Here is a 24739-nt window from a genome sequence, read left to right as displayed (position 1 = left end):
CACGGGGGTGATGTCGTTGATGGAGTTGGTGCCGGCTTCGGTGGTGCCCATCTCGCGGGCCATGGCGTGCACGTCGATGTTCTTGCCCTGCACGCTCAGCGCGTTGCGGGCGGCGGCGGGGCCGCAGAAGTAGAAGTTCGGCTGCGCCTCGTAGCGCACGTCCAGCTCACGCTCGCCGTGGCCCCTGCGGTCGGTCACCACACCGGTGCCGGTGGTGGGGGCGGCGTGGGCGGCGATGGCGGGGCCGGCGATGCCACCGGCGGTGGCGACGACACCGGCAGCGGTCAGAACGGTCTTGCGCAGCAGAGTGGTAGCCATGATGGTTGCCTCCCTGAAGTGGGGGATACGCGGCGGGGGTGCCGCGAAGGGGGAAAGTCTTGGGTGCCCGTGGAGGGGCTGGCACGCGGGCGGCCCGGAAGGGGCCAGCTCGTCGCGGCTCGGGGGATGTAACGACCTGCGGGCCGGGGATGATTCCCTCCGACCGTGGCTGCCAGCCGGGGGTGACCGGTGGCGTGGGTCTGGGGGATGTAACCACGACCGGACCGGGGCCATTCCCGGGGACGGCGGCGTGCCCGTCGCTCGGGGATGTAACGACGTCCGGGCCGGGCTGATTCCCTGACCTGGCGACCCGCGCGGGGGTGCCGGGCGGCTGGTGTTCGGCGCTCGTCCCGGTGTCCCGGGGTCAGCCATGTACAACGCCCCGCGCCCGCCACCGATTCCACCCTGACGGTGGCACCGACCACAGCCCCGCAACACAGCGAACCGGGCACCGACCGCCAAACGACCCGGCCCGCACATCGCCGACGGGTCCGCTGGCTCAAGAGCCCTCAAGATCCACCATGTGTGCGCGATCTTGCACTTATTGCCCCGGCAAACCTCGCAAAACAGGCAAGTCTTGGGCGGTAACTGCAAGATCGCGTGGGCGTGGGCGTGGGCGTGGGCAAGGGCGTGGGCGCGTCCGAAGGGCGGATTGGCGGTCTTGCCGATCGGGACGAGACCTCGTGCTGGGCGAGATCTTGGAACGAAATGGCCCCTATGGGGGCGCGTTCCTTCCAAGATCTCTTGTGGTCCTGAGAGGTGGAACAGCGCTCCCGGTGAGTAGGACAGCGGGTGGCGGAGCTGACCCGGGTGGGGCGGAATGGGGGCGGTGGCCGAGAGTGGGACGGTGCGATATCTGCGCAGCGACGGCCGCGTCGCCATCCGCCGCCCCCGCCCCGCCGACGAGGCGGAGTTCGTCGCCGCCGCCCGGCGCAGCCGTGATCTGCACCATCCGTGGCTGTCCGCGCCGGACGACACGCAGCTGTACGCGGCGTACCTACGCAAGATCCGGCGGCGGGACAGTTCCGGGTTCCTGTTCTGCGACCGGGAGAGCGGTGAGATCGCCGGGTACGCGAACATCAGCGGCATCGTGCGGGGCGCGCTGCGCGGCGGCTACCTCGGATACGCGGCGTTCCGCCCGTACGCCGGGACCGGGCACGCCTCGGCCGGGGTGCGCCTGGTGATCGGGTACGCGTTCGGGCCGCTCGGTCTGCACCGGCTGGAGGCGAACATCCAACCCGGCAACGAGCCGTCGAAGCGGCTGGCGCGTCGGCTCGGCTTCCGGCTGGAGGGCTTCTCCCCGGACTACCTGTTCATCGACGGCGCGTGGCGCGACCACGAACGCTGGGCGATCACCGCCTGACGACCGGCCGCGCCACCGCCGAACCGAGCAGCCCCAGCTGCCCGGCTTCGGGAAGGCGACCGGACTGCGGTACCCGGCCCGGTCCACCGCCCGCACACCGAAGAGCACGTTGTCCTTGGACAGGTCGACGGTCACCTCGGTGACGTCGCCGACCGGCAGCACCCCGCGGCGGAGGCGGTACATCCTCGCGTCGATCGCGAGGAATGTCCATATAGCCGCTGATGGATGGATCTTGGGTGTGTTTGTCGCAGGTCTGCCCGGGAACGGCAGCAGGCATGACGAAACCACGTGTGGTGATCGTGGGGGCCGGGTTCGCCGGGTACCACGCGGCCAAGACGTTGCGCCGACTGGCCCGCGACCGGGCCGAGATCGTCCTGCTGAACACGACCGACTACTTCCTCTACCTGCCGCTGCTGCCCGAGGTGGCGGCCGGCGTGGTGGAGCCGACCCGGATCGCCGTGCCGCTCGCCGGCACGCTCGACGGCGTCCGCGTGGTGGTCGGCGAGGCGGACCGGGTCGACCTGCAGAACCGGTGGGTCGGCTACCGCTCGATCGAGGGTGACCACGGTCAGCTCGCGTACGACCGGCTCGTGCTCAGCGTCGGCAGCGTCAACAAGCTGTTGCCGATCCCCGGCGTGACCGAGTACGCCCACGGCTTCCGCGGCCTGCCCGAGGCGCTGTACCTGCACGATCACGTGGTCCGACAGATCGAGCTGGCCGAGCTGACCGACGACCCGGCCGAGCAGCGGGCCCGCGCCACGTTCGTGGTGGTCGGCGCCGGCTACACCGGCACCGAGGTGGCCGCGCACGGGCAGCTGTTCACCGACCGGCTGATGGCCCAGCGCCCGCACCTGAAGGTCCGGCCGCGCTGGATGCTGCTCGACCTCGCGCCCCGGGTGCTGCCCGAACTGGACCGCCGGATGTCGGTCACCGCCGACCGGGTGCTGCGCAAGCGCGGCGTGGACGTGCGGATGAACACCTCGGTCGCCGAGGCCACCCCGGACGGGGTGATGCTCACCGACGGCGAGTACGTCCCGACGTGCAGCCTCGTCTGGTGCGTCGGCGTACGCCCCGACCCGTTCGTGGCCGAGCTGGGGCTGCGCACCGAGAAGGGCCGGCTGGTGGTCGACGAGTTCCTCAACGTCCCCGGCTTCCCGGAGGTGTTCGCCTGCGGCGACGCCGCCGCCGTGCCCGATCCGACCCGCCCCGGGCAGGTGTGCGCGATGACCGCGCAGCACGCCCAGCGGCAGGGCAAGCTGGCCGCGCACAACATCGCCGCGTCCTACGGTCAGGGCGTGCGCAAGTCGTACAAGCATCACGACCTGGGCTGGGTGGTGGACCTGGGCGGCAAGGACGCGGCGGCGAACCCGCTGAAGGTCCCGCTGGCCGGGCTGCCGGCCAAGGCCGTCACCCGCGGCTACCACCTGCTCGCCATGCCCGGTAACCGGCCCCGGGTCGCCGCGGACTGGGCGCTCGACGCGACTCTGCCCCGCCCCGCCGTGCAACTGGGCCTGGTCCCGGCGAACGCGGTGCCGCTGGAGAGCGAGTCACCGGAGCTGGCCCGCCGCCGCTGAACGCCGCGCACCCGCCGGCCGGCCCTCACCCGCCGGCCGGCGGCCGCTGCGCCGGCTCGCCGTCGGCCGGCTCCGGCAGGGCCTGCCGCCCGGCCGGCACGAACTCGCGCAGCAGCACCTGCGCGATGCCGGCCGCCGGGATCGCCAGCAGCGCGCCGACCAGGCCGCCCAGCTCCACCGCCAGCAGCAGGCTGACCAGCACCGTCAACGGGTTGAGCCGCACCGCGCGGGCCATGATGACCGGCTGCAGCAGATGGTTCTCCACCTGCTGGTAGACCACGAAGAAGACGAGCACCACGATGCCGGCGGTGGGGGAGTGCACGAATCCCGCCCCGGCCGCGGCGATCGCCCCGAGCGTGGCGCCGACCAGCGGGATCAGGTCCACCACGGCGACCGTCAGCGCGATCACCGCGGCGAACGGCACGCCGAGCAGGAACAGCACGACGAACGTCAGGCCGCCGCAGATCACGCTGATCAGCACGTTGCCGCTGAGGTAGCCGGTGACGATCCGGGACGAGTCACGGCCGATGCGCCGCAGCCGCCGCGCCGGGCCGTCGCCGACCAGCCGCAGCGTCGCGGCGACGATCTTCGGCGCTTCCAGCACCATCAGGTACGCCAGCACCACCACCGTGACCAGCGCGGTCACCGCCTGGGCCACGCTGCGGACCACCCCGACCGTCGGATCGCCGAGCCGCGAGCCGAACCGGCGCAGCTGGCCCGGCTCGGCGTACCGGAGCAGGTGGAAGCGGTCCAGCAGCCGCCCGACCGGTCCCCGCCCGGCCTGGGCCTCGCGCACCAGCTCCGGCAGCCGGTCGGCGAAGCGGGCCACCTCGTCCACCAGCGGCACCAGGATCAGCGCGCCGACCGCGGCGAACAGCGCGAACGCGGCCAGGAACACCAGCAGCGTGGCCAGCGCGCGGCGGCGTACCCGCCGCTGCAGGCGGTCCACGAGCGGTTTCAGCGCGACCGCGAAGAACACCGCCACCAGACCCCACACCAGCACCCGCCGGGTCGCCCAGACCAGCGCCAGCCCGACCACCGTGGCGAGGACCAGCCCGATCACCACAAGCGTCCGGCGCGCGGTGGACCGGTCGTCGGCGGTGCTCATCCGGCGCGGCTACCCGCCGCGCGGGGCGGAAAACCCGGCTCAGCCCAGGTCGGCGTCGGTGACCGGGAGGGCGCCGGCGGCGAACGCGTCGAGCGTCGCGTCGTGCAGCACGGTTCCGGGCACCGGATCGGCGGCGGCCCGGGCGGCGAGCCGGCGCGCCGGCAGCCGTCCCGGCGTGGGCGAGGCGGCCAGCACCACGTTGCCGTACCGCCGTCCGCGCAGCATCCGCCGGTCGGCCACCAGGCAGACGTCGGCGAACACCGCCCGCAGCGTGGCCACCTGCCCCCGGGTGTGCGCCAGCGGCGGCAGGTCGGTGAGGTTGATCAGATAGATGCCGTCCGGGCGCAGCACGCGGGCCACCTGCGCCGCGAACTCGACCGCCGCCACCTGCGGGGGCATCCGGGCCGCCCGGTACACGTCGGCCACCACCACGTCGTACGCCCCGGACGGCGCCTCGGTGACCGCCTCCCGGGCGTCACCGATCGCGACCACCACCTCCGGCGGCAGCGGCGGCAGCTTCCGCCGGACCAGCTCGACCACGCCCGGGTCCCGCTCGATCACCCGCTGCGCGGAACCGGGCCGGGTGCGCGCGAGCCAGCGCGGCAGTGTGAGCGCGCCCCCGCCCAGGTGCAGCGCCGTCAGCGCCGCGCCCCGCGGGGCGGCCAGGTCGATCGCGGCGGCGATCCGCCGCACGTACTCGAAGTGCAGGTACCGGGCGTCGGCCACGTCCACGTACGACTGCTCGACCCCGTCGGCCAGCAGCGTGCGCCCGGACGGGCGGGCCGGGTCCACCACGATCTCCAGGGTCTCGGTGTCGTCGTGATCCACGGCGGCACACGGTACCGCCCGGCCACGGATGGCCCCGGCCCGCGGGGGACCGGGACCGTTCCGCCGCCGGGTCAGCCGGCCGCCATCCCGGCGCCGGCCTCGTCGACTGCCGCGTCCACCCGGTGCGCGAGGTCGACGTCCGCCGCGGTCACGCCGTCGACCTGCTGTGTGCGGACCGTCAGCACGGCGTTGTCCGGGTCCGGCCGCCCGATCTGCGGCGCGCGCCCGGCCTCGGACTTGAGCTGGTCCAGCCGGTCGAGCACCCGGTCCAGGTTGCCGCCGGGCAACTCGATCGTGCGCACCAGCGACCGCCGGTCGCTGGACCAGTAGGGCAGCGCCGCGAGCGCGTCACGCAGCTCCGGCTCGGTCAGTGGCGCGGTGGCCGAGGACGCGCCCACCAGGCCGCCGCCGAAGTCGGTCGGCCCGAGCAGGTCACGCAACTCGTCGGGTACGCGCAGCGACTCGACCAGCTCCGCGTCGGCCTCACTGAGCGCGGCGAGCGTCGCCTCGGCCTGGTAGCGCGCCTGCTCCGGGGTGAGGCGGCTGTAGCGGCCGACCTCGGCCAGGAACCCGGGCAGGTCGCGGCGGGGTTCCATGCCGTACACCGGCACCACGTCGTGCAGGGTCAGCGGCACCGCCTCCAGCAGTCGCTCACGTTCCACCTCGTCCAGCGCCTGGGCCAGGGCCAGCACGGTGCCCTCCGCGGCGACCTTGGCCGTGGTGAAGTCCACCCCGGCGCGCCGGCTCACGTCGTCGACGAGATCCCGGTAGCTCATCGAGACCCCGGGTGACGGCGTCGGGTCCGGCAGCGGGCGCTGCTGCTCCGCGACGGCGACCGGCGGCGGCGCGGGACCGCCGCGCGTGGTGTCCGGCTTGTGTCGTCCGGCCGGCGGCGGGCCGGACCGGTCGTGCCGGTCCAGCGAGGTGACCTGCTTGGACGCGCTCAGGCTGGCGCCGGTCTGGCTCGGCCGCAGCCCTCGCTCGCGGGCCTCGCGGGCGAGAGCCCGGCGGCGCTGGTTGTCGCCCTCCATCTGCTTGCGCATCGTCGCACCTCGTTCCTGGTCGGTTGCGCTTGCGCCGACCGCGTTCCCGGCGCTGCCGGGAAGCTAACGGGAGGCCCGCCCGGCGGAGGCTTCACTCGCTGCGGGTGAGGAGCGCTCACCCCGGCGGGCGGCAGGATCGGATGGACCGGACAACTTCCGACGCACGCGGAAGGGCAGGTCGACATGAAACGGATCGTGGAGATCGTCCCCGCCCGTCCCGGGTGGTACGCCCGCTGGCGGATCGGCCCGGACGTCACCCGCTGCTACCCGGTGACCCTCTGGGCGCTGCTGGAGCACCACGACGGCACCGGGCGTGAGGTGATCGGCGTCGACTGCGTCGGGCAGTGGCCGGGCGCGGACGACGACGGTGCTACCGGAGACTTCGTCCGTTACCTGTTCCAGACGCCCGATTCCGGCGCGCCGGAGGACGCCGAGACCCCGATCGTGGGAGAGCCGCACACCACCGGCCCGCGCCGGCAGGCCGCGCCCGCCGCCTGAGCCATCCTCCCGGTCCCCGGCCCCTGGTCCCAGGGCCGGGGGCCACCCCTTCCCGGCAACGGCGTGCCGCGCGGTCAGCCCACCTCGCGGGCGCCGCCGGTCACGTCGCGGGGCGGGGCGGCCAGCAGCTCGGCCAGGCCGGTGCGGTCCAGCAGATGCCGTACCTGCGGATTGGTGTTGCGCAGCCGGACCGCGCCGGTGCCGGAGCGGTGGATCACCACGAGCGCGCTCAGCCCGGACGAGTCGCAGAGGACCACGCCGCCGAAGTCGAGCTCCACCTCCTGGCAGCCGTCGCGGCGAAGCCGCGCAACGGCCTCGACCAGTTCCGGGGCGGTGTCGTAGTCCAGCTCACCGGCCAGCCGCACCCGGACGGCGCCGGCGTCGAGCCGGTCCACCTCGATGGTCAGCATCTGGGAGGGCACGCTCCCATGTTCCCAGCCGGACCCCGGCGGGAAACCCCCGGGGTCACGCGGAGGCGGCCGAACCCGTGGCGGGCGGCCCGGTCCGGTCGTCGACCGGCGCACGGTCGAGCAGGCCGGTGACGCCGGTCAGGTCGAGAATGGTCTCCAGGAACCGCGGGACCGCGCGCAGCTCGATCCGGGTGCCGACCTGCTGCCCCTCCCGCCAGGCGTGCACGATCACGGACAGGCCGGTGCTGTCCAGGAACAGCAGGTCGGCGAAGTCGAGCACGAGCGTCGCGGGACGCCCGGCGAGCAGCCGGTCGACCTCCGCGCGCAGCGGCGCCGCGGTGGCGTAGGCCAGGTCGCCGCCGACGCCGATCACCGGGACGGCAGGGTCGGAACGATCCACGGAGATGCTCAGCGGGGTCGCCTCGGACCTTCTGCGTTGAGGAACCACCATCACGCCTTTCCGCACGCTGCCGGTCGGGCAGGGATGCCTGGATCGTAACAACAGCGGCACCGCCCCGCTGGGCGCGCGCGGGCCGCCCCAGCAGCGTCGGCTGGGTGGCGGTACCGGCATACCGGCGTAGTGTGGGGCGAAGAGATGTGGCCACAGGCGCCGTGCGGCGCCCCGGGGGTGCCGACGAGGAGAGTGGGGCTCAGCTGGTGACTGCTGCCGACGTCAGGGGTGCCGACCCGGGCGACGGACGGATCTCCACGCCGAGTGCCGCACGGGTCCCGGCGTGGTCCGCCGCCGCTGCGGCGACGCCTGCCCTGCCGCCGCTGGCAGCCGACCGCGGCCCCGCCGTCCCGGACTGGTCCGAGGTCGTCGAGCACTTCCGGGAGGGCCTTGTCGTCTGCGACGCCGACGGTGTCGTGCGGCACGTGAGCCCCGTCGCGGAGCGCCTGGTCCCCGAGGTGACCGCCGGAGAGCTGCTCGCCGCGGCGGGCGTGGACGCGCTGCGCGGCGACGGCCCGGCGGAGTTCACCCACCACGGGCGACGGCTGCGCGTACGGCCGGTCGCGCTGTCCGGTCACCGGCGCTGCTGGTACGTCGAGGACGTCACCGAGAGCGTCAGCCGGGCCGACGCGCTGCTGGCCGAGCGGGCCCGCTCGGCGTTCCTCGCCGTGGTCGGCGAGAAGCTCGGCAATCCGCTGCACCCCGACCGGGCGGCCGCGGCCGTGGTCCGCCTCGCCGTACCGACGGCGGCCGACGTGGCGGTCCTGGTGCTCGCCCCCCGCTCCGGCCGGTCCCGGTGGTGGCGGGCGGTACGCGCGGACGACCAGGCGCCCGTGGTGGACAGCGGCGTGCTGCCCGCCCCGGCGCTGCCCGTGGCCATCGAGGCCGGCCTGTCCGGCGCCGAGCCGCACGAGCTGGACTGGCTGGTCGAGCAGGCCGCCGAGGCGGGTTGGCTGCCCGGTCTGGACACCTCCGGCGCCGTCGCCCGGGTGGTGCCGCTGCCCGGCCGGGATGCGCCGGCCGGCGCGCTGCTGGTGGCCCGCCGCGCCGACCGCTGGTACGACGAGGCCGATGTGGACCTGATCCGCGCGTTCGCGGCACGGGCCGGCGCGGCGCTGACCACCGCTCTGCTCTACCGCGACCAGGCCGAGGTCGCCGACACGCTGCAGGCCAGCCTGCTGCCGGTCGAGCCGGCTCCCGCGACCGGCGTGCAGTGGGGCACCGCGTACCGGCCCGCGCAGGCCGGCCTGCGCATCGGCGGCGACTTCTACGGTTCGCACCAGCTCACCGACGGCGGGTCGGTCTTCTTCCTCGGTGACGTGTCGGGCAAGGGCGTGGAGGCGGCCGTCTTCACCGGCCAGCTGCGCCAGTGCCTGCAGGCGCTGCACCGGGTCGAGAGCCAGCCCGGGCGGCTGCTGAAGCTGCTCAACGACGCGCTGCTGGAGACCACCCAGGCACACGGGCAGGGCCGGTTCGCCACCATGGTGCTCGGCGTGGCGCGTCCGCACCGCGACGGCGGCCAGACCCTGACCCTGGCCGGTGGCGGGCACCTGCCCCCGCTGGTGCTGCGGGAGTCCGGTGACGTCGAGGTGGTGCCGTTGCGCGGCATGCTGATCGGCGTGGTGCCCGATCCCCGCATCGGCGAGGTCACCGTGCGCCTGGCGCCGGGGGAGACCTGCCTCTTCTACAGCGACGGCGTGACCGAGGCGCGGGGCGGCCGGCGCGGCGACGAGCAGTTCGGCGCCGAGCGGCTGCTCAACGCCGTGGCCGGCTGTAACCGGATGCCGGCGCCCGCGCTGGCCGAACGGGTCGAGCAGGTGACCTGTGACTGGCTCGCGCACGGCGACCACGACGACATAGCGGTGCTGGCGCTGCGGGCGACCGGCCCGGCCGGGCGGGCGCCCCGGCACCTGCACGCGGTGCCGGAACCGGCCGCGGCCGAGCTGACGAGGGAGTGGTCCGCGTGACAGTGCCGACTGTCGGGGTCGATGCGGGTCACGCCTTCGCCCGCTACCTGGAGTGCCTGGCCGACGCGGACGAGTCCGCCGCCGTGGCGGTGGCCGTGGGGCTGCTGGAGGCGGGCGTGCCCGCCGAGCGGGTGCTGCTCGACCTGGTCGCGCCGGCGCAGGCCGAGGTGGGCGAACGGTGGGCGCGCAACGAGTGGAGCGTCGCCGAGGAGCACGCCGCCACGCACATCAGCGAGCGGGTGGTGGCGGCGGTGGCCGCGTACGCCGATCCCCGGCCGACGCGGGGACGGATCGTGATGGCCTGCATGGACGGCGAGTGGCACGCGCTGCCGGCCCGGCTGGTGGCCGAGGTGCTGCGGTTGCGCGGCTGGCAGGTCGTCTTCCTCGGCGCCAGCGTGCCCGCCGCCCACCTGGTCTCCTACCTGCACCGTTACGACGCGGAGGCGGTGGCGCTGGCCTGCGCGCTGCCGATGCGGCTGCCGCACGCCCACCGGATGGTGGAGGCGTGCCGCCGCTCTGACGTGCCGGTGGTGGTGGGTGGCCGGGGCTTCGGCGAGGACGGCCGCTGGGCGCGTGTGCTGGGTGTGCCGTGGGCGCCGGACGCGCCGGCCGCGGCCGACCTGGTGGCCGACGAGCGGGCGCTGCGTGCGGCGCCGCCGGCCCGGCTGGACCACCTGGCCGACGACGAGTACGCCAGCCTGGTCAAGCGGCGCGGCGAGTTGATCGACAGCGCCCTGGCCGACCTGCGGGAGCGGGTGCCGTCGGTGTCCGGCTACACCCCGGCGCAGCTCGACTCCACGATCAGCGACCTCGGTTACATCGTGGACTTCCTGGCCGCCGCGCTCTATGTGGACGACGGGACGCTGTTCACCGCGTTCGTCGAATGGCTGGTGGAGATCCTGGTCAGCCGCGGGGTGCCGGCGGGGGCGGTCGGCCTGACGCTGGAGCACTATGGACAGCAGTTGCGCGACTTCCCGCGCGCGGCCGGTTTCCTCGACCGGTCCCGGGCTCTGGTCGGCGGCCTGTCTGCGGCGGGCCGCTGACGGCACCCGGATGGGCCGTCCCATATACTTGCACTACTGCAAGCGTTCGCCTGCGGTGGGGAGCGAGGGGGGCCAGGGTGACGTTCACCGTCACGTACGCCCAGCGGGACGGGGGCGGTGTCTGCCTCCGGCTCGCCGGTGAGCTCGACCTGGGCACGGCCCCCGAGCTGAACTCGGCGATCGACCGGCTGATCGCCGAGGGTCAGCGCGAGCTGCTGCTCGACCTCGCCGAGCTGACCTTCTGCGACTCCACCGGCATCGCCGCCTTCGTGCGCGGGGACAATCTCGTCGCCGCCGACGGCGGCTGGCTGCGCCTGACCGGGGCGACCGGCCGGGTGGCCCGGGTGCTGCAGGTGACCGGGCTGGCCGAGGTGCTCCGGTACGCCCGTGACACCGTCGACCCGGCCGCGCCGGCCGCCTCCTGATCCGGTACATTTCCCCGCCAGCAACCGGCCGTGCGGCCGGCCGCCCTCCTCGAGACAAGCAGGTAAGACGATGGGTCAGAGCAGCCCGAGCCCGGTTCGCATCCTGGTGGTGGACGACGATCCGGGTGACGTCCTGATGATCGAGGAGGCGCTCGCCGACTCCGACGTCGACAAGGTCATCGACGTGGTCGCCGACGGTCAGGAGGCGATGGAGTTCCTTCGGCGCGAGGGCCGGCACGCCGAGGCGCAGCGTCCGGACGTGATCCTGCTGGACCTGAACATGCCCCGGATGGACGGGCGGCAGGTGCTGGGCGAGGTCAAGGGCGACGAGAGCCTGCGGACCATCCCGATCGTGGTGCTGACCACCTCCAACGCCGACACCGACGTGGTCAGCAGCTACACGTTGCAGGCCAACGCGTACGTGACCAAGCCGATCGACCTGGACGACTTCAACGACGTGGTACGCCGCATCGACGAGTTCTTCGGCCGGGTGGTCGTGCTCCCGAAGCACCAGTAGGTGCGGGAAGTCCGGGCCTCCGCATCCTGAACATTTTGTGGGAACGGCCCCGCCCGTGAGCGACCGGCCCGCAGGATCGGCAGTGGGGACGAACACCGGCTGCCTGGGGGGCGACGCATGAGGTTCTCGGTGGTGGAGACCGGATACGACAGGCGTCAGGTGGATTCCTGCCTCGACGAGCTGAGCCTGCGGCTGGGGCGGCTGGCGGCGCGGGCGGAGGGCGCCGCCGGGGCCGGCCGGGAGTGGGATCAGATCCGGTCCGACGCCCTGCACCTGTGCGACTTCCTGCACCGGCGGACCGCGCCGGTCGAGGGCCCGGAGGCGGCCCGCCCGTCGCCGGCCGAGCGGGAGGCCGCCGAGCTGCTGGCCACCGCCCGCGCCGAGCTGGAGGCCGCCCGCGAGGAGGCCCGCCGGTTGCGGGAGGAGGCGTACGCCGACGCTCTGCGGGCCCGCCGCGAGTTCGAGGCGGCCCTGCTGGCACGGCGTCGCCGCGAGTCCCGGGTGGACGAGATCCTGGCCGGCGCGCACGGCGAGCGGGTGCCGGTGGACACCCCGACCGCCGCCGCGGGCGTGCGGCCCGGCGCCGCCTGACCGGTCGGGGTCAGGTCAGCGCCGCCACGATCGTCGCGGCCCGGTCCTCGTGCCGGGCGTACGCGTCCGGGTACGCGGACACCTGCACCGCCTGGGCGGCGGCGGTGACGCTCATGTCCGCCCAGCCGGGCACCTCGCGCAGGGCGGTGTAGAAGGCGCGGGCCGCGTACGACGGCCGCATGAGCTGGGCGACGGTGCCCCAGCCGCTGCTGGGGCGCTGCTGGAACAGCCCGACCGAGTCGTGGTCGGAGCCGCTGCCCTGGTGCGGGTGGTCGAAGGACTCCGGGAGCACGTCGCTGGCCAGGTTGTAGAGGTTGCTCTCCTGCATCGCGGTGGCCACCGCCACGACGAGCGCCCGGCGGGGCATGCCCATGTCCCGCCCCACGTCCACGATGATCTTCGCGTTGTTCATCTGCCGCTGGTCCAGTCCGGCGACCGGCCGCGGGTTTGTCGGGCGGGCGGGCTTGCGCGGCGGCTTCTTCGTCGACGCGGCCGGGCTCGGCGTGGCGGCCGGGGCGGGCAGGACCGGCGCCGCGGCGACAGGTGGCGCGAGGCGGGTGAAGTCGCGGGAGGCCCGCTGCTCGGCGGCGGCCCGGTCGGCGACCGCCTCGCGTACGTCCAGCCGCGCGGGGCCGGTTTCGCCGACGCCTGCTACGCCGATCAGGCCGAGGCAGCAGGTGACGCCGGTGGCCACCGCGATCCGGCCCGGTACGGAGCGGGCCGGGCCGCGCCGGGGCTGCTCCGGGGCGCGGTGACGCCCCACTCTCCGTTCGGCTGATGCCGGGTCAATCGTTCGGCGAACCGGGCGGTTGGCGGGCAGCGGCTGGTGGGAGGGGTGGTCGGGAGGCACCCGCCGAGGCTAGAGAGCTTCCGGCCCGTTGCCATCGGGGTGATTGGTGGCATGCGCCACAATCTGCCGGATTCGCGGCCGACAATTCACTCGGCCGATCACCAAACAAGCGAACCTCGCGTACCCGGAACATGCCTCATGTCGGTTTAAGGCTGGGAAAGAGGACGCGAGCACGAGCAACCCGGGCCGCGCGCCGCCCTCCACCGTTCGGGGGAGGGCAGGCTGGTCGAGCAGCCCCGCCGGTGCGGCGGTCCGCCGACCGGAAGCATCGACCGCCCCGGATGGCGGCGACCGCTGTGGATCATGGCGAGGCCCCGGCACGGTGACCCGGGCGCTCGTTACGATTCCGACGGTGACCGAGCAGAAGGCCGACGAGCGTGGCCCCGGAGAGCCGTCCGGCCGCCGGAGGCGGCGCGGACTCGTCGTCATCGCCTGCGCCGGGCTGCTCGCGGCGCTGCTCGCCGGCCATCGGGCGGTGCCGAACGTGCACGGGCTGGGCAGCCTGCTGGACAGCGCCGTTCCGCTGCTCGGCCTCGGCGTACCGGTGCTCGCGCTCGTGGCGCTGCTGCGCCGCTCCCGCCCGGCGCTGCTGGCGGTGCTGCTGCCGGCGCTGGTCTGGGCCGGCCTGTACGGGCGCGCGTGGCTGCCCCCGGCGGCCGGCGCGGCGGGCGCCTCGGTGCGGGTGGCCAGCCAGAACCTGCGTGTCGGCAACCCCGACCCGGCCGCCACGGTGGGCGCGCTCGCCGGCGACGGACCGGACCTGATCGGGCTCCAGGAGGTCGCCGACGGCGACCGGGTGGCGCCGGTCCTCGCCGGCCGGTACCCGCACCGCGCGGTGGTGTCGACGGTCGCGCTGTGGAGCCGGTGGCCGATCCGGGAGGCGCACGGCGTCGACACCGGGCTGGGCTGGGACCGCGCGCTGCGCGCCGTGGTGGCCGCCCCCCGGGGCGACCTGACCGTGTACGTCGTCCACCTCGGCTCCGCGCGCGCCGGGCACACCGCCACCCGGGACCAGACCGTCGCCGCGCTGGCCGACGCCGTACGCGCCGACCCGGCGGAGCGGCTGGTGGTGCTCGGCGACCTGAACACCGCCACCACCGACCGGGTCTTCGACCCGCTGACCCGGCTGCTGCGCGACGCTCAGGCCGAGGCCGGGCAGGGATTCGGCTTCACCTGGCCGGCGGAGCTACCGGTGACCCGACCGGACCACGTCCTCTACCGGGGACTCACCCCCACCACTGCCGGGGTGCTGCACACCCCGGACAGCGACCACCGCGCGGTGACCGCCGGCTTCCGCTGGTGAGCGCTCAGTGCCGGCCGTTCTCCGCCGGGGTCACCGTGAGCCGGTGCCGGCTCGGGTCGCCGCTGGAGAACGGCCAGAGCCGGTCGGCGTACGCGACCAGGTCGGCCAGCTGATCCCGGGTCAGTCCCGCCGAGGAGATCTCGGCGTGCACGTCGGCCCGGTAACGGCCGTCGTCGTCGCGGCCCAGTTTCGCCTCTGCGGTCACCTGCACGGTGTGCGCCTCGTCGGTGATCTCCCCGGCCGCCTCCACCGCCGCGTGGTGCAGGCAGGAGGCGAACGCCGCGGCCAGGAGCTGCTCCGGCGTCAGACCGGTGCAGTGCGGCGCCAGCGGGGACGCCAGGGCGGAGGAGAGACCGCCGTCGTCGGTGCGTACGTGACCGCCCGCCGCGGTCGCCGTGGCCGTCTCGGCCAGCCAGGAACTCGGATCCGGCATCGCGTTCCTCCCGTCACTCACCGGACCGCGTTCCCGGACCCCGAGCAGCGAAACCGCGCCCGGGCGGGCAGTAGGAGCGCTCAGCCGACCCGGCCGCTCGGCGCGGCGTCGACGGCCATCGCCTCGGTGGCCTCGGCGGCCGCCCGGCTGGTCCACGGCGAGACCTGCTCCGCGCGCTGGCGGGGCAGCACCGCGCTCATCGGCACGTACACCCGGGCGTCCACCGCCTCGGCCAGCAGCAGCGCGGCCATCGGGCTGGTCGGCCGGGCCGCCGGGTCGGCGTCGAGGCAGCTGCGGCACAGGTCGGCCACCTCGGGCGGCAGCCCGGGAACGTCGGGCAGCGGCCGGGGCTCGGGCCGGCGTCCCCCCGGCCCGAGCAGCCGGGTGGTGCTGTCCGCCTCGTACGGCAGGTGACCGGTGAGGCAGTAGTAGAGCAGCACGCCGAGGGCGTACATGTCGGCGGCCGGGGTGGCGGGCTGCCGGTCGAGCTGCTCCGGCGCCAGATAGGCGGGAGTGCCCACCACCACGCCGTCCGGAGTGTGGTCCGGCGCGCCGGCCGGGGTGGCGATACCGAAGTCGAGCACCTTCACCCCGCACGGGGTGAGGATCACGTTCGCGGGCTTCACGTCCCGGTGCACGATGCCGTGCGCGTGCGCGGCCGCGAGCGCGGCGCACACCTCGGCGCAGACCCGCGCCGCGATCCGCCAGTCCAGCGGCCCCGCGCGCAGGTGCGCGGCGAGCGTCTCGCCCTCGGCCAGCTCCATCACGATGTACGGCGCCGGCCGGCCGTCGGGCAGCGTGGCGGTGCCGAAGTCGTGCACGCTCGCGACGTTCGGGTGCACCAGGCGAGCCGCCGAGCGCGCCTCGGCCCGGATCCGCTCCACCGAGCCGGCCTCGCCGTCGAGCCGGGGCGAGATCAGCTTCACCGCGACGGTCCGGTCCAGCACACGGTCGTGCGCCCGCCAGACCTCCGACATGCCACCCAGGCCGGCCCGCTGTTCGAGCTCGTACCGCCCGCCCAGCGTCCGCATCGCCCACTCCTCGCCTCGTCCGGTGTGCCCTCCGGTCCCGCTACCCGGCCCCGGAGCTGTGCAAACCGGCGGGGGTTTCCATTCCGGCGGGGTAGCTTCGCGGCGAGGGGTCGACACAGGGAGGGCAGCGGTGGCTTCGGTGCGCGTACGGTTCGTCGGCGGTCCGGCCGACGAGCTGACCCGGGACCTGCCCGCGGGGCCGGACGGCGGGCCACCGCCCCGGTGGGTGCTGCGGCATCCCGAGGAGCCGGCCGAGGGGGTGGCCGACCACCTCTACGAACGCGACGAGCACGCCGCGGCGGGCGGCTGGACCATGCGGTACGTGCACACGTTCCCGTTCGGCGCGACCGAGTGAGGCTCAGCCCGCCCGGACGCCGGTGGTGCCGAGGATGACCGAGGCGACCAGCTCCGGATCGTCGTGCATCGGCACGTGGCCGCAGCCGGGCAGGTCCAGGTGCCGCGCGGCGGGCAGCCGGGTACGCGCCAGCGCCGCCTGCCGGTAGGGCAGGATCCGGTCCCGGGTGCCCCACGCCACGGTGACCGGCACCGTCGGCGCGCCCGCGTAGGCGTACCCCCGGCCGGCGCGCGCGACGGCGCGGAACGCCCGCGCCTGGCGCAGCGCGCGGGCGTCGGCGACCGCGTCGTCGAGGGTCATCCGGTTGGGCCGGGCCAGGATCATGCCCATCGCCAGCATCCGCAGCGCGGGCGCGGCGAACAGGCGGCGCAGCACCGGCTCGGGCAGCCGGGCCGCGTTGCGGTGCAGGGCGAGCACGGTCAGCGCCCAGCGCAGCTCGCGGGCGGTGCAGAAGCCGGCCGGGGACAGCGCGGTGGCCGAGGAGACCGCGCCGAGCGCGGCGAGTTCCAGCGCGATCGCCCCGCCGAGGCTGTTGCCCGCGACGTGCGGGCGCTCCAGCCCGAACGCGGCGAACAGTTCGACCATGGCCGCGGTCAGGCCGGGCATGTCGGCGGGCAGCCCGGTGGCGGGCACCGGGGAGCGGCCGAAGCCCGGCAGGTCGACGGCTATCACGTCGTGCGCCTGCGCGAGCCGGTCCAGCACCGGCCGCCAGGCGCCGCCGTGGTGACCGATGCCGTGCAGCAGCACCAGCGTGGGCCCGGCGCCGCGCCGCTCGTAGACGACCTCCACCGGCGCGGTCACGGCCGTCCCTGCGGCGTGCTGGGGCCGAAGCCCCGCCCCAAGGCGCGGGCCTGTTCCTCGATCAGCGGCACGGTGGCCCGGGCGGTGCGGCCCACCAGGCGGTCGGCCAGCGGGCTGACCAGCATCGAGCGTACGGCCTGCACGCCGGCGACGGCGCGTGGCACGTACACCCGGCGGCTGCGCCGCTCGATCGCCCGGACGAACGCCTCGGCGCACTCGGCCACCGTCGTGGTGCGCCGCAGCGGCCACGGCAGCTTCGCCAGCGCCGTTTCGAAGGCCGGCAGGTCGGCGCGCGCCTCGCGGACCAGGTCGGTGTCCACCCACGACGGATGGGCGGTGCCCACCGCCACGCCCCGGTGCGCCAGCTCCAGGCGGATCGCGTTGCCGAACTGCTCGACGCCGGCCTTGGAGGCGCAGTAGGCGGCCATGCCGGGCAGCGCGGCGAACGCCGCGGCCGAGGACACGATCAGCAGGTAGCCGCCCCGGTCGACGAGCGCCGGCACGGTCGCGGCGGCGGTGCGCATCACCCCGATCAGGTTGACCTCGACCGTACGCACCAGCGCCTCGACGTCGCCGACGGCGATCGTGCCGCGGTTGGCCACCCCGGCGTTCGCGACCACCGCGTCGATCCCGCCCAGCGCCGCCACGGTACCGTCGACCGCCTCGGCCAGCGCCTGCTGGTCGGTGACGTCGGCGGCGAACCAGGCGTGCCCGGGACCCAGCTCGGCGGCGAGCGCGGCGAGCCGGTCGGGTTCCAGCCCGACCAGTGACAACCGCGCGCCGCGTGCGGCGGCGAGGCGGGCGGTGTGCTCGCCGATGCCCCGGGCCGCGCCGGTCACCAGCACCACCTTGCCGGCCAACCGGCCGGAAAAACGACCGTCGATGGACATGCCGGGAAGTTACCACCGGGTAGCCCGGGTGTGGAAGACCCGGCCGGACCTGCCCGGATTCGAAGTCGGCCGGCGCGCACAGCTGGTACACAGGATCGGGACAGCCCGGCGACAGCGGGTCCGCCCACGATGGGGGCATGGTCATGAACGGGCAGGCCGCGCAGGGCCGCATCGAGCTGCACCGACCGGACGGCGAGCCGGTGCGGGTGCTCGTGGTCGACGACGAGCCGACGCTCACCGATCTGCTCGCCATGGCCCTGCGGTACGAGGGCTGGCAGGTCGCGACCGCCGGCAACGGGATGGCGGCGATCAGCACCGCCCGCCAGTTCCGCCCGGACGCCGTGGTGCTCGACGTGATGCTGCCCGACCTGGACGGCTTCCAGGTGCTGCGTCGCCTGCGCGAGGAGTCGCCGAGCGTGCCGGTGCTGTTCCTGACCGCCCGCGACGCCGTGGAGGAGCGCGTCGCCGGGCTCACCGTCGGCGGCGACGACTACGTCACCAAACCGTTCAGCCTGGAGGAGGTCATCGCCCGGCTGCGTGCGCTGCTGCGCCGCTCCGGCTTCGCGGTCGCCGCCCGCCAGGAGGCGGTGCTCACCGTCGGCGACCTCACCCTCGACGAGGACAGCCACGAGGTACGCCGCGGCGACGACCTGATCACGCTCACCGCCACCGAGTTCGAGCTGCTGCGCTACCTGATGCGCAACCCGCGCCGCGTGCTCAGCAAGGCGCAGATCCTCGACCGGGTCTGGAACTACGACTTCGGCGGCCAGGCCAACGTGGTCGAGCTGTACATCTCGTACCTGCGCAAGAAGATCGACGCGGGCCGCGCGCCCATGATCCACACGCTGCGCGGGGCGGGTTATGTCCTCAAGCCCGCCGAGTGACGCCCGCGGCCGGCTGCGCCGCCGCCTGGCCGGCTGGTCGCTGCGCCGCCGGCTCGTGCTCTCCGTGGTGGCGCTGCTCGCGCTGGTCAGCCTCGGCATCGGCGGCCTGACCACAGTCGCGCTGCGGCACTTCCTGATCAACCAGATCGACAACCAGCTCACCTTCGGCGACCGGCGGCCCGCCGACTTCGAACGCTGGGCCCGGCGCGGCATCGACCCGCCGCGCCCGGACCAGCGGCCCACCCCGCCGAACTCCGACGAGGTCGCGCCGGACCCCCCGGGCGGCTTCCCGCCAGGCTCCATCGCGGTCCGGGTGCCCGGCGCCGCCGAACCCGTCGGCCGGGTCCGGTCCGAGAGCGGCGGCAGCGAGGAGGTGCCCGCCGCCGACCTGACCGCGCTGGCCCGCGTACCCGTCGGCGACCGCCCGCGCACCGTCGTCGTCGGGGACCGGGGGGACTACCGCGCGGTCGCGCTGCCCTCGCCGCGCGGCGACGGCGACGTGCTGGTCCTCGCGATCCCGCTGGCCCAGGTGGACGACACCGTCATGTGGATGATCGTCGCGCAGGCCGGGGTGATCGGCGCCGGCCTGGTCATCGCCGGCGCCCTCGGTCTGCTCATCGTGCGGGTCACGCTGCGCCCGCTCAACCGGGTCGCCGCCACCGCCGCCCGGGTCACCGAACTGCCGCTCGATCGCGGTGAGGTCGCCCTGTCGGTGCGGGTCCCGGCCGCCGACACCGACCCCCGCACCGAGGTCGGGCAGGTCGGCGGCGCGCTCAACCGGATGCTCGGCCACGTCGCCGCCGCGCTCTCCGCCCGGCAGGCCAGCGAGACCCGGGTACGCCAGTTCGTCGCCGATGCCAGCCACGAGCTGCGCACCCCCCTCGCGGCCATCCGGGGGTACGCCGAGGTGGCCCGCCGGGGCCGCCAGGAGGTCCCGCCCGACGTGGCGCACGCGCTACGCCGCGTCGAGTCGGAGAGCACCCGGATGACGAGCCTCGTCGACGACCTGCTGCTGCTGGCCCGGCTGGACTCCGGCCGCCCGCTCGCCGCCGAACCGGTCGACCTGACCGCCACGGCGGTGAACGCGGTGAGCGACGCCCACGTCGCCGGCCCCGACCACCGCTGGCAGCTCGACCTGCCCGACGAGCCGCTCACCGTCACCGGCGACGCCCACCGGCTGCACCAGGTGCTGGCGAACCTGCTCGCCAACGCGCGGGTGCACACCCCGGCCGGCACCACCGTCACGGTCCGGCTGGCGCCCGCCGACGGCGGCGTCGAGCTGCGCGTCACCGACGACGGACCGGGCATCCCGGAACAGTTGCAGCCGGAGGTCTTCGAGCGCTTCGCCCGCGGCGACAGCTCCCGCTCCCGCGCGCAGGGCAGCACCGGCCTCGGCCTGGCCATCGTCGCCGCCGTGGTGGAGGCCCACCACGGCCGGGTCGACGTGGTCAGCCGGCCCGGCCACACCGCGTTCACGGTCTGGCTGCCCGGATCCACAGCAGACGCATAGGTCACTCACGGCAGCGGGCCAGCGGACGCTCCGAGGCTTGCCGGCATGGACAGAACCGAGAGCCTGCCGACCCCGCCCACGGCCGGTCCACCCGGCGCCGAGCCGGCCCCCGCGCCCGTACCGGAGGAGACCCGCGCCGACCGCTGGGCCCGCCCGGCGCTGCTCGGCCTGCTGGCCGCCACCGCGCTGCTCTACCTGTGGGGTCTGGGCGCCTCCGGCTGGGCCAACGCCTTCTACTCGGCCGCCGTGCAGGCCGGGTCGCAGAACTGGACCGCGTTCTTCTACGGCTCGTCCGACGCGGCCAACTCGATCACGGTGGACAAGACCCCGGCCTCGCTCTGGCTGATGGCGCTCTCGGTGCGGATCTTCGGCTTGAGCAGCTGGTCGATCCTGGTGCCGCAGGCGCTGCTCGGCGTCGCCTCGGTCGGCGTGCTGTACGCGACGGTCCGCCGCTGGTACGGCCCGGCCGCCGGACTGCTCGCCGGGACGGTGCTCGCGCTCACCCCGGTGGCGACGCTGATGTTCCGGTTCAACAACCCGGACGCGCTGCTGGTGTTCCTGCTGGTCGCCGCCGCGTACGCGACGGTGCGCGCGGTCGAGACGGCGAGCACCCGGTGGATCGTGCTGACCGGCGTGCTCGTCGGGTTCGGCTTCCTCACCAAGATGCTCCAGGCGTTCCTGGTGATCCCGGTCTTCGCCGGGGTCTACCTGCTGGCCGCGCCGACCGGCCTCGGACGGCGGATCCGCCAGCTCCTGCTGGCCGGGCTCGCCGTGGTCGTCTCCGCCGGCTGGTGGGTGGCGATCGTCGAACTGGTGCCGGCGAGCGCCCGCCCGTACGTCGGCGGCTCGCAGAACAACAGCATCCTGGAGCTGACGCTCGGCTACAACGGCCTGGGCCGGATCACCGGCGACGAGGTGGGCAGCGTCGGCGGTGGCGGCGGACGGCCCGGCGGCGGTGGACCGTTCTCCGGTCAGACCGGGCTGCTGCGGATGTTCGACACCGAGGTCGGCGGGCAGATCTCCTGGCTGCTGCCGGCCGCGCTGATCCTGCTGGTCGCCGGGCTGTGGCTGGCCGGGCGGGCACCGCGTACCGACCGGACCCGGGCCGGTCTGCTGCTCTGGGGCGGCTGGCTGCTGGTCACCGGACTGATCTTCAGCTTCATGTCCGGGATCTTCCACGCCTACTACACGGTCGCCCTGGCCCCGGCGGTCGGCGCGCTGGTCGGCATCGGCGTCACAGCGCTGTGGCGGGCCCGTGCCGGCGCCGCTTCGGCTGCACCTGGCCAGGCCGCAGCGGCCCGGTGGCGTGGGTTCGCCGCCACGCTTGTCCTGGCCGCCACGCTGGCGGTCACCGCCTGGTGGTCCTGGCGCGTGCTCGGCCGCACCCCCGACTGGTACCCCTGGCTGCGCCCCACGGTGCTCGCAGTGGGCCTGACCGCAGCCGTCCTCCTGGCCGCACAGGCGTTCCTCACCACCGGCCCCCGCCGGCCCGTCCCGCCCCCTCCCGCCTCCCCGCCCTCTCCCGCCTCCCCGCCCACCCCGTTGATCAAGGAGTTTGTGTCCGGGAACGGCGTTCAGGCTGACGCAAACTCCTTGGTCAACTCCGGCATGGGGGTGGCGGCGGGGCACCGGGGCGGGTTTGCCGGGCGGGTCGTGCGGTGGCTGGTGCCGGTGGTGTCCGTCGCCGGGATCGCGGTGGCGCTGGCCGGGCCGGCCGCGTACGCGATGCAGACCGCTTCCACCCCGCACAGCGGTGCCATTCCGAGCGCCGGACCGGCCGGAGCGGGGGGCTTCGGCGGCCCGGGTGGCCCGGGCGGGCGGATGCCGGGCGGCGGGGACGGGCAGTTCCCCGGTCGCCCGGGCGGCGGGAACGGGCAGTTCCCGGGCTTCCCGGGCTTCCCGAACGGCACCGGCTCCAGCGGCACGGGTCCGGACGGCACCGGCCCGGGCGGCGGAGCGAACGCCGGCGGATTCCCCGGCTTCCCGGGCGGTGGTTCGGCTCCGGGCGCGCCCGGCGGCACCGGTCAGGACGGCGGCACCGGTCAGGACGGCGGCGCCGGTCCGGAGGGTGGCGCCGGTCCGGAGGGTGGCACGGGACCGGACGGCCGGGGGCAGCGCGGCGGCGGCATGGGCGGGCTGCTCGACGCCCGCGAGCCGAGCGCCGAGATGACCGCGCTGCTCACCGCCGACGCCGACGACTACACCTGGGTCGCCGCCACGGTCGGCTCGAACAACGCCTCCGGCTACCAGCTGGCCACCGGGCGGCCGGTCATGCCGATCGGCGGCTTCAACGGCAGCGATCCGTCGCCGACGCTCGCCCAGTTCCAGCGGTACGTCGCCGACGGGCGGATCCACTACTTCCTCGGCGGCGGCGGGTTCCGGGCCAACGGCGGCAGCAACGCCTCGGCCGAGATCGCCGCCTGGGTCGCCGAGAACTTCACCGCGACCACCGTCGACGGCGTGACCGTGTACGACCTGAGCAGCGGAAAGCAGGGCTGAGCGATGACTGACACGTACGCGCCCCGGGCCGCCGTGCGGGCCCGGCCCGCCGCCGGCAGCGCGGTGCTGGACGTGGTGGTCCCGGTCTACAACGAGGAGACCGACCTCGGCCCCTGCGTCCGGCGGCTGCACGCGCACCTGACCGCGCACTTTCCGTACCCGTTCCGGATCACGGTGGCCGACAACGCCAGCGTGGACGGCACCCCGGAGGTTGCCCGGGCGCTCGCCGACGAGCTGCCCGAGGTGGGGGTGCTGCGCCTGGACGAGAAGGGCCGTGGGCGGGCGCTGCGCGCCGCGTGGTCGGCCTCGCCCGCGCCGGTGCTCGCGTACATGGACGTGGACCTGTCCACCGACCTGGCCGCGTTGCTGCCGCTTGTCGCGCCGCTCATCTCCGGGCACTCGGATCTGGCCATCGGCACCCGGCTGGCGCGGACCAGCCGGGTGGTCCGGGGCGCCAAGCGGGAGGTCATCTCGCGCGGCTACAACCTGCTGTTGCGCGGCACGCTCGCGGCGCGGTTCTCCGACGCCCAGTGCGGGTTCAAGGCGATCCGCGCCGACGTGGCGGCCGGGCTGCTGCCGCTGGTACGCGACACCGGCTGGTTCTTCGACACCGAGCTGCTGGTCCTGGCGCAGCGGGCCGGGCTGCGCATCCACGAGGTGCCGGTGGACTGGGTGGACGACCCGGACAGCCGCGTCGACATCGTCGCCACCGCGCTGGCCGACCTGCGGGGCATCGGCCGGCTGGGCCGGGCGCTGGCCACCGGGGCGCTGCCGCTGGCGCAGCTGCGCGCCCAGCTCGGCCGGGGACCGTTGCCGGCCCCGCCGGCGCGTGTGCCGGCCGGCCTACCGCGCCAGCTCGTCCGGTTCGCCGCGGTGGGCGTGGCGAGCACGCTCGCGTACCTGCTGTTGTTCCTGCTGGCCCGCGGACCGCTCGGGGCGCAGCCGGCGAACCTGCTGGCGTTGCTGCTCACGGCGGTGGCGAACACGGCGGCCAACCGGCGGCTCACGTTCGGGGTCAGCGGCCGGCGGCACGCCGGCCGCCACCACCTCCAGGGCCTGCTGGCGTTCGCGCTGGGCCTGGCCCTGACCAGCGGCTCACTGGCCCTGCTGCACGCCGCCACACGCCCGAGCCGCAGCCTGGAGCTGGTGGTGCTGGTAGCGGCCAACCTGGCCGCGACAGCCCTGCGCTTCCTCCTGCTCCGCCTGGCCATGCACCACCGCCCCTGACCCACCCCGAACACCCCGTCGATCATGAGGTTGGCGGCGCGACACGCCGGGCGCCGGCACCGTCAACTTCATGATCGACGGGGCGGGTGGCAGGGTTGGGGGCGTGTACCGGGAGTGGGGGGCGGCGGGGGTTCCGGGCGCGGTGCTGTGGGGCAGCGTGTCCGGCGGGGGTGAGACGCGGGTGCTGCCGGACGGGTGCCTGGACCTGCTCTGGTCCAGCCGGTCCGGGCTGCTGGTGGCCGGTCCGGACCGCACCGCGCACCTGTCGCGGTCCGCGCCGGGGGACCAGTGGATCGGGCTGCGCCTGCCGCCCGGCACCGGCCCGGCCGTGTTCGGCGTGCCCGCCGAGGAGCTGCGCGACCGCCGCGTCCCGCTGGCCGACCTGTGGGGCCGCGCCGCCGCCGAGGTGACCGAGCGGGTCGAGGCGGCGCTGGCCGCGCCGGGCGACGAGGCCGCCGGGGTGCTCACCTGGGTCGCCCGCGACCGGCTGCGCGCGGCCGGCGGCCCCGACCCGGTCGGCGCGCATGTCGCCGCCCGCCTGGCCGCCGGGGCCACCGTCGCCGCGACCGCCGCCGAGGTCGGCCTCGGCGCGCGGGCCCTGCACCGCCGCAGCCTGACCCTGTTCGGGTACGGCCCGAAGACGCTCGCCCGCATCCTGCGGATGCGCCGGGCGCTGGACCTGGCCCGCGCCGGCGCGCCGCTCGCCGAGGTGGCCGCGCGCAGCGGGTACGCGGATCAGGCCCACCTGACCCGCGAGGTGCGGGAGCTGGCCGGGGTGCCCCCGTCGCGGCTGCTCGCCCCGGCCACCGCCTGACCGGCC

The 24739-nt window shown here is 75.2% G+C and carries 26 protein-coding genes; 15 read left to right on the top strand and 11 right to left on the bottom strand.

Going from position 1 to position 24739, the window contains the following annotated elements; translation table 11 throughout:
- The coding region (locus HA073_RS08865) for a C39 family peptidase (protein ID WP_205796416.1) at positions 1-318 on the bottom strand (318 nt) is incomplete at its 3' end.
- Positions 319-1165: 847 nt separating this feature from the next.
- Here HA073_RS08865 and HA073_RS08860 point away from each other — a divergent pair.
- Both HA073_RS08860 and HA073_RS08855 read left to right on the top strand, forming a co-directional pair.
- Positions 1166-1681, top strand: a complete 516-nt coding sequence (locus HA073_RS08860) for a GNAT family N-acetyltransferase (RefSeq protein WP_244206014.1) — start codon at positions 1166-1168, stop codon at positions 1679-1681.
- A gap of 275 nt (positions 1682-1956) precedes the next feature.
- Positions 1957-3255, top strand: a complete 1299-nt coding sequence (locus HA073_RS08855; RefSeq protein WP_064446170.1) for an NAD(P)/FAD-dependent oxidoreductase — start codon at positions 1957-1959, stop codon at positions 3253-3255.
- A 25-nt stretch (positions 3256-3280) separates the two neighbouring features.
- Here HA073_RS08855 and HA073_RS08850 read toward each other — a convergent pair whose 3' ends face one another.
- The 3 genes from HA073_RS08850 to HA073_RS08840 all read right to left on the bottom strand — a co-directional run bounded on the left by HA073_RS08850 (position 3281) and on the right by HA073_RS08840 (position 6234).
- The gene (locus HA073_RS08850) at positions 3281-4363 is read right to left on the bottom strand and encodes an AI-2E family transporter (protein WP_043324573.1); all 1083 of its coding nucleotides are present in this window, start codon (positions 4361-4363) and stop codon (positions 3281-3283) included.
- Positions 4364-4402: 39 nt separating this feature from the next.
- A complete protein-coding gene (locus HA073_RS08845) occupies positions 4403-5191 on the bottom strand; it encodes a spermidine synthase (protein ID WP_210888407.1) in 789 nt (262 codons plus the stop codon).
- 71 nt (positions 5192-5262) lie between these two features.
- Positions 5263-6234 (bottom strand): DUF2267 domain-containing protein, encoded by a 972-nt coding sequence (locus tag HA073_RS08840; protein ID WP_113973793.1) that lies wholly within the window; start codon positions 6232-6234, stop codon positions 5263-5265.
- A gap of 183 nt (positions 6235-6417) precedes the next feature.
- On the opposite strand from HA073_RS08840, the gene HA073_RS08835 reads away from it, so the two are divergent.
- Positions 6418-6732, top strand: coding sequence for a hypothetical protein (locus tag HA073_RS08835; RefSeq protein ID WP_166456100.1), 315 nt, complete (start codon positions 6418-6420; stop codon positions 6730-6732).
- A 74-nt stretch (positions 6733-6806) separates the two neighbouring features.
- Here the strand turns inward: HA073_RS08835 and HA073_RS08830 are convergent, their stop codons facing one another.
- The gene (locus tag HA073_RS08830; RefSeq protein WP_233514741.1) at positions 6807-7154 is read right to left on the bottom strand and encodes an STAS domain-containing protein; all 348 of its coding nucleotides are present in this window, start codon (positions 7152-7154) and stop codon (positions 6807-6809) included.
- Positions 7155-7197: 43 nt separating this feature from the next.
- Positions 7198-7542, bottom strand: coding sequence for an STAS domain-containing protein (locus HA073_RS08825; RefSeq protein ID WP_043324565.1), 345 nt, complete (start codon positions 7540-7542; stop codon positions 7198-7200).
- 257 nt (positions 7543-7799) lie between these two features.
- Between HA073_RS08825 and HA073_RS08820 the strand changes: the two genes are divergently transcribed.
- From HA073_RS08820 to HA073_RS08800, 5 genes are all read left to right on the top strand, one after another.
- Complete coding sequence (locus tag HA073_RS08820; protein ID WP_043324563.1) at positions 7800-9560, top strand: PP2C family protein-serine/threonine phosphatase; 1761 nt, start codon at positions 7800-7802, stop codon at positions 9558-9560.
- Positions 9557-10603 carry a B12-binding domain-containing protein gene (locus tag HA073_RS08815; RefSeq protein ID WP_043330192.1) on the top strand — a complete coding sequence of 349 codons (1047 nt, stop codon included), beginning with the start codon at positions 9557-9559 and terminating at the stop codon, positions 10601-10603. The genes HA073_RS08820 and HA073_RS08815 overlap by 4 nt, the downstream gene beginning before the upstream one ends.
- Before the next feature lie 77 nt (positions 10604-10680).
- Entirely contained in the window at positions 10681-11028 is a 348-nt protein-coding gene (locus tag HA073_RS08810) for an STAS domain-containing protein (protein ID WP_043324561.1), read from the top strand.
- Between the two features lie 70 nt (positions 11029-11098).
- Positions 11099-11545 carry a response regulator gene (locus HA073_RS08805; protein WP_030504307.1) on the top strand — a complete coding sequence of 149 codons (447 nt, stop codon included), beginning with the start codon at positions 11099-11101 and terminating at the stop codon, positions 11543-11545.
- A gap of 117 nt (positions 11546-11662) precedes the next feature.
- Complete coding sequence (locus HA073_RS08800; protein WP_166456099.1) at positions 11663-12136, top strand: ATPase; 474 nt, start codon at positions 11663-11665, stop codon at positions 12134-12136.
- Between the two features lie 10 nt (positions 12137-12146).
- Here HA073_RS08800 and HA073_RS08795 read toward each other — a convergent pair whose 3' ends face one another.
- Entirely contained in the window at positions 12147-12986 is an 840-nt protein-coding gene (locus tag HA073_RS08795; protein ID WP_375336227.1) for a hypothetical protein, read from the bottom strand.
- A 352-nt stretch (positions 12987-13338) separates the two neighbouring features.
- Between HA073_RS08795 and HA073_RS08790 the strand changes: the two genes are divergently transcribed.
- Positions 13339-14289, top strand: coding sequence for an endonuclease/exonuclease/phosphatase family protein (locus HA073_RS08790; RefSeq protein WP_166456097.1), 951 nt, complete (start codon positions 13339-13341; stop codon positions 14287-14289).
- 4 nt (positions 14290-14293) lie between these two features.
- On the opposite strand, the gene HA073_RS08785 is transcribed toward HA073_RS08790, so the two are convergent.
- Together HA073_RS08785 and HA073_RS08780 are read right to left on the bottom strand one after the other, a co-directional pair.
- Positions 14294-14722 carry an OsmC family protein gene (locus HA073_RS08785; RefSeq protein WP_013285994.1) on the bottom strand — a complete coding sequence of 143 codons (429 nt, stop codon included), beginning with the start codon at positions 14720-14722 and terminating at the stop codon, positions 14294-14296.
- Between the two features lie 80 nt (positions 14723-14802).
- Complete coding sequence (locus tag HA073_RS08780; RefSeq protein WP_064446162.1) at positions 14803-15753, bottom strand: serine/threonine-protein kinase; 951 nt, start codon at positions 15751-15753, stop codon at positions 14803-14805.
- Between the two features lie 130 nt (positions 15754-15883).
- Here HA073_RS08780 and HA073_RS08775 point away from each other — a divergent pair, with 130 nt between their 5' ends.
- Positions 15884-16108, top strand: a complete 225-nt coding sequence (locus HA073_RS08775; RefSeq protein WP_043324550.1) for a hypothetical protein — start codon at positions 15884-15886, stop codon at positions 16106-16108.
- Positions 16109-16111: 3 nt separating this feature from the next.
- Here the strand turns inward: HA073_RS08775 and HA073_RS08770 are convergent, their stop codons facing one another.
- Positions 16112-16909 carry an alpha/beta fold hydrolase gene (locus tag HA073_RS08770; RefSeq protein ID WP_064446161.1) on the bottom strand — a complete coding sequence of 266 codons (798 nt, stop codon included), beginning with the start codon at positions 16907-16909 and terminating at the stop codon, positions 16112-16114.
- Entirely contained in the window at positions 16906-17799 is an 894-nt protein-coding gene (locus HA073_RS08765; RefSeq protein ID WP_166456096.1) for an SDR family oxidoreductase, read from the bottom strand. Before HA073_RS08765 ends, HA073_RS08770 begins: the two co-directional genes overlap by 4 nt.
- A 137-nt stretch (positions 17800-17936) precedes the next feature.
- Here HA073_RS08765 and HA073_RS08760 point away from each other — a divergent pair, with 137 nt between their 5' ends.
- The 5 genes from HA073_RS08760 to HA073_RS08740 all read left to right on the top strand — a co-directional run bounded on the left by HA073_RS08760 (position 17937) and on the right by HA073_RS08740 (position 24733).
- The gene (locus tag HA073_RS08760; protein ID WP_064446159.1) at positions 17937-18683 is read left to right on the top strand and encodes a response regulator transcription factor; all 747 of its coding nucleotides are present in this window, start codon (positions 17937-17939) and stop codon (positions 18681-18683) included.
- Positions 18661-20193 carry a cell wall metabolism sensor histidine kinase WalK gene (locus tag HA073_RS08755; protein WP_113973783.1) on the top strand — a complete coding sequence of 511 codons (1533 nt, stop codon included), beginning with the start codon at positions 18661-18663 and terminating at the stop codon, positions 20191-20193. Before HA073_RS08760 ends, HA073_RS08755 begins: the two co-directional genes overlap by 23 nt.
- Positions 20194-20238: 45 nt before the next feature.
- Positions 20239-22692 carry a glycosyltransferase family 39 protein gene (locus tag HA073_RS08750; protein WP_166456095.1) on the top strand — a complete coding sequence of 818 codons (2454 nt, stop codon included), beginning with the start codon at positions 20239-20241 and terminating at the stop codon, positions 22690-22692.
- A 3-nt stretch (positions 22693-22695) separates the two neighbouring features.
- Entirely contained in the window at positions 22696-23919 is a 1224-nt protein-coding gene (locus tag HA073_RS08745) for a dolichyl-phosphate beta-glucosyltransferase (RefSeq protein ID WP_064446156.1), read from the top strand.
- 103 nt (positions 23920-24022) lie between these two features.
- The gene (locus HA073_RS08740; protein ID WP_166456094.1) at positions 24023-24733 is read left to right on the top strand and encodes a helix-turn-helix transcriptional regulator; all 711 of its coding nucleotides are present in this window, start codon (positions 24023-24025) and stop codon (positions 24731-24733) included.
- Positions 24734-24739 lie beyond the last annotated feature (6 nt).

It is taken from the genome of Micromonospora sp. CMU55-4 (assembly GCF_011602315.1).
GTDB classification, from domain to species: Bacteria; Actinomycetota; Actinomycetes; order Mycobacteriales; family Micromonosporaceae; genus Micromonospora; species Micromonospora chalcea.
This window is presented reverse-complemented; position numbering and strand designations above follow the sequence as displayed.

Excerpts from the sequence above, each read along its gene's own strand:
- HA073_RS08855 (WP_064446170.1), top strand. The coding sequence starts at position 1,957 with ATGACGAAACCACGTGTGGTGATCGTGGGGGCCGGGTTCGCCGGGTAC.
- HA073_RS08850 (WP_043324573.1), bottom strand. The coding sequence starts at position 4,363 with ATGAGCACCGCCGACGACCGGTCCACCGCGCGCCGGACGCTTGTGGTG.
- HA073_RS08840 (WP_113973793.1), bottom strand. The coding sequence starts at position 6,234 with ATGCGCAAGCAGATGGAGGGCGACAACCAGCGCCGCCGGGCTCTCGCC.
- HA073_RS08835 (WP_166456100.1), top strand. The coding sequence starts at position 6,418 with ATGAAACGGATCGTGGAGATCGTCCCCGCCCGTCCCGGGTGGTACGCC.
- HA073_RS08805 (WP_030504307.1), top strand. The coding sequence starts at position 11,099 with ATGGGTCAGAGCAGCCCGAGCCCGGTTCGCATCCTGGTGGTGGACGAC.
- HA073_RS08800 (WP_166456099.1), top strand. The coding sequence starts at position 11,663 with ATGAGGTTCTCGGTGGTGGAGACCGGATACGACAGGCGTCAGGTGGAT.
- HA073_RS08785 (WP_013285994.1), bottom strand. The coding sequence starts at position 14,722 with ATGCCGGATCCGAGTTCCTGGCTGGCCGAGACGGCCACGGCGACCGCG.
- HA073_RS08780 (WP_064446162.1), bottom strand. The coding sequence starts at position 15,753 with ATGCGGACGCTGGGCGGGCGGTACGAGCTCGAACAGCGGGCCGGCCTG.
- HA073_RS08765 (WP_166456096.1), bottom strand. The coding sequence starts at position 17,799 with ATGTCCATCGACGGTCGTTTTTCCGGCCGGTTGGCCGGCAAGGTGGTG.
- HA073_RS08760 (WP_064446159.1), top strand. The coding sequence starts at position 17,937 with ATGGTCATGAACGGGCAGGCCGCGCAGGGCCGCATCGAGCTGCACCGA.
- HA073_RS08755 (WP_113973783.1), top strand. The coding sequence starts at position 18,661 with ATGTCCTCAAGCCCGCCGAGTGACGCCCGCGGCCGGCTGCGCCGCCGC.
- HA073_RS08750 (WP_166456095.1), top strand. The coding sequence starts at position 20,239 with ATGGACAGAACCGAGAGCCTGCCGACCCCGCCCACGGCCGGTCCACCC.
- HA073_RS08745 (WP_064446156.1), top strand. The coding sequence starts at position 22,696 with ATGACTGACACGTACGCGCCCCGGGCCGCCGTGCGGGCCCGGCCCGCC.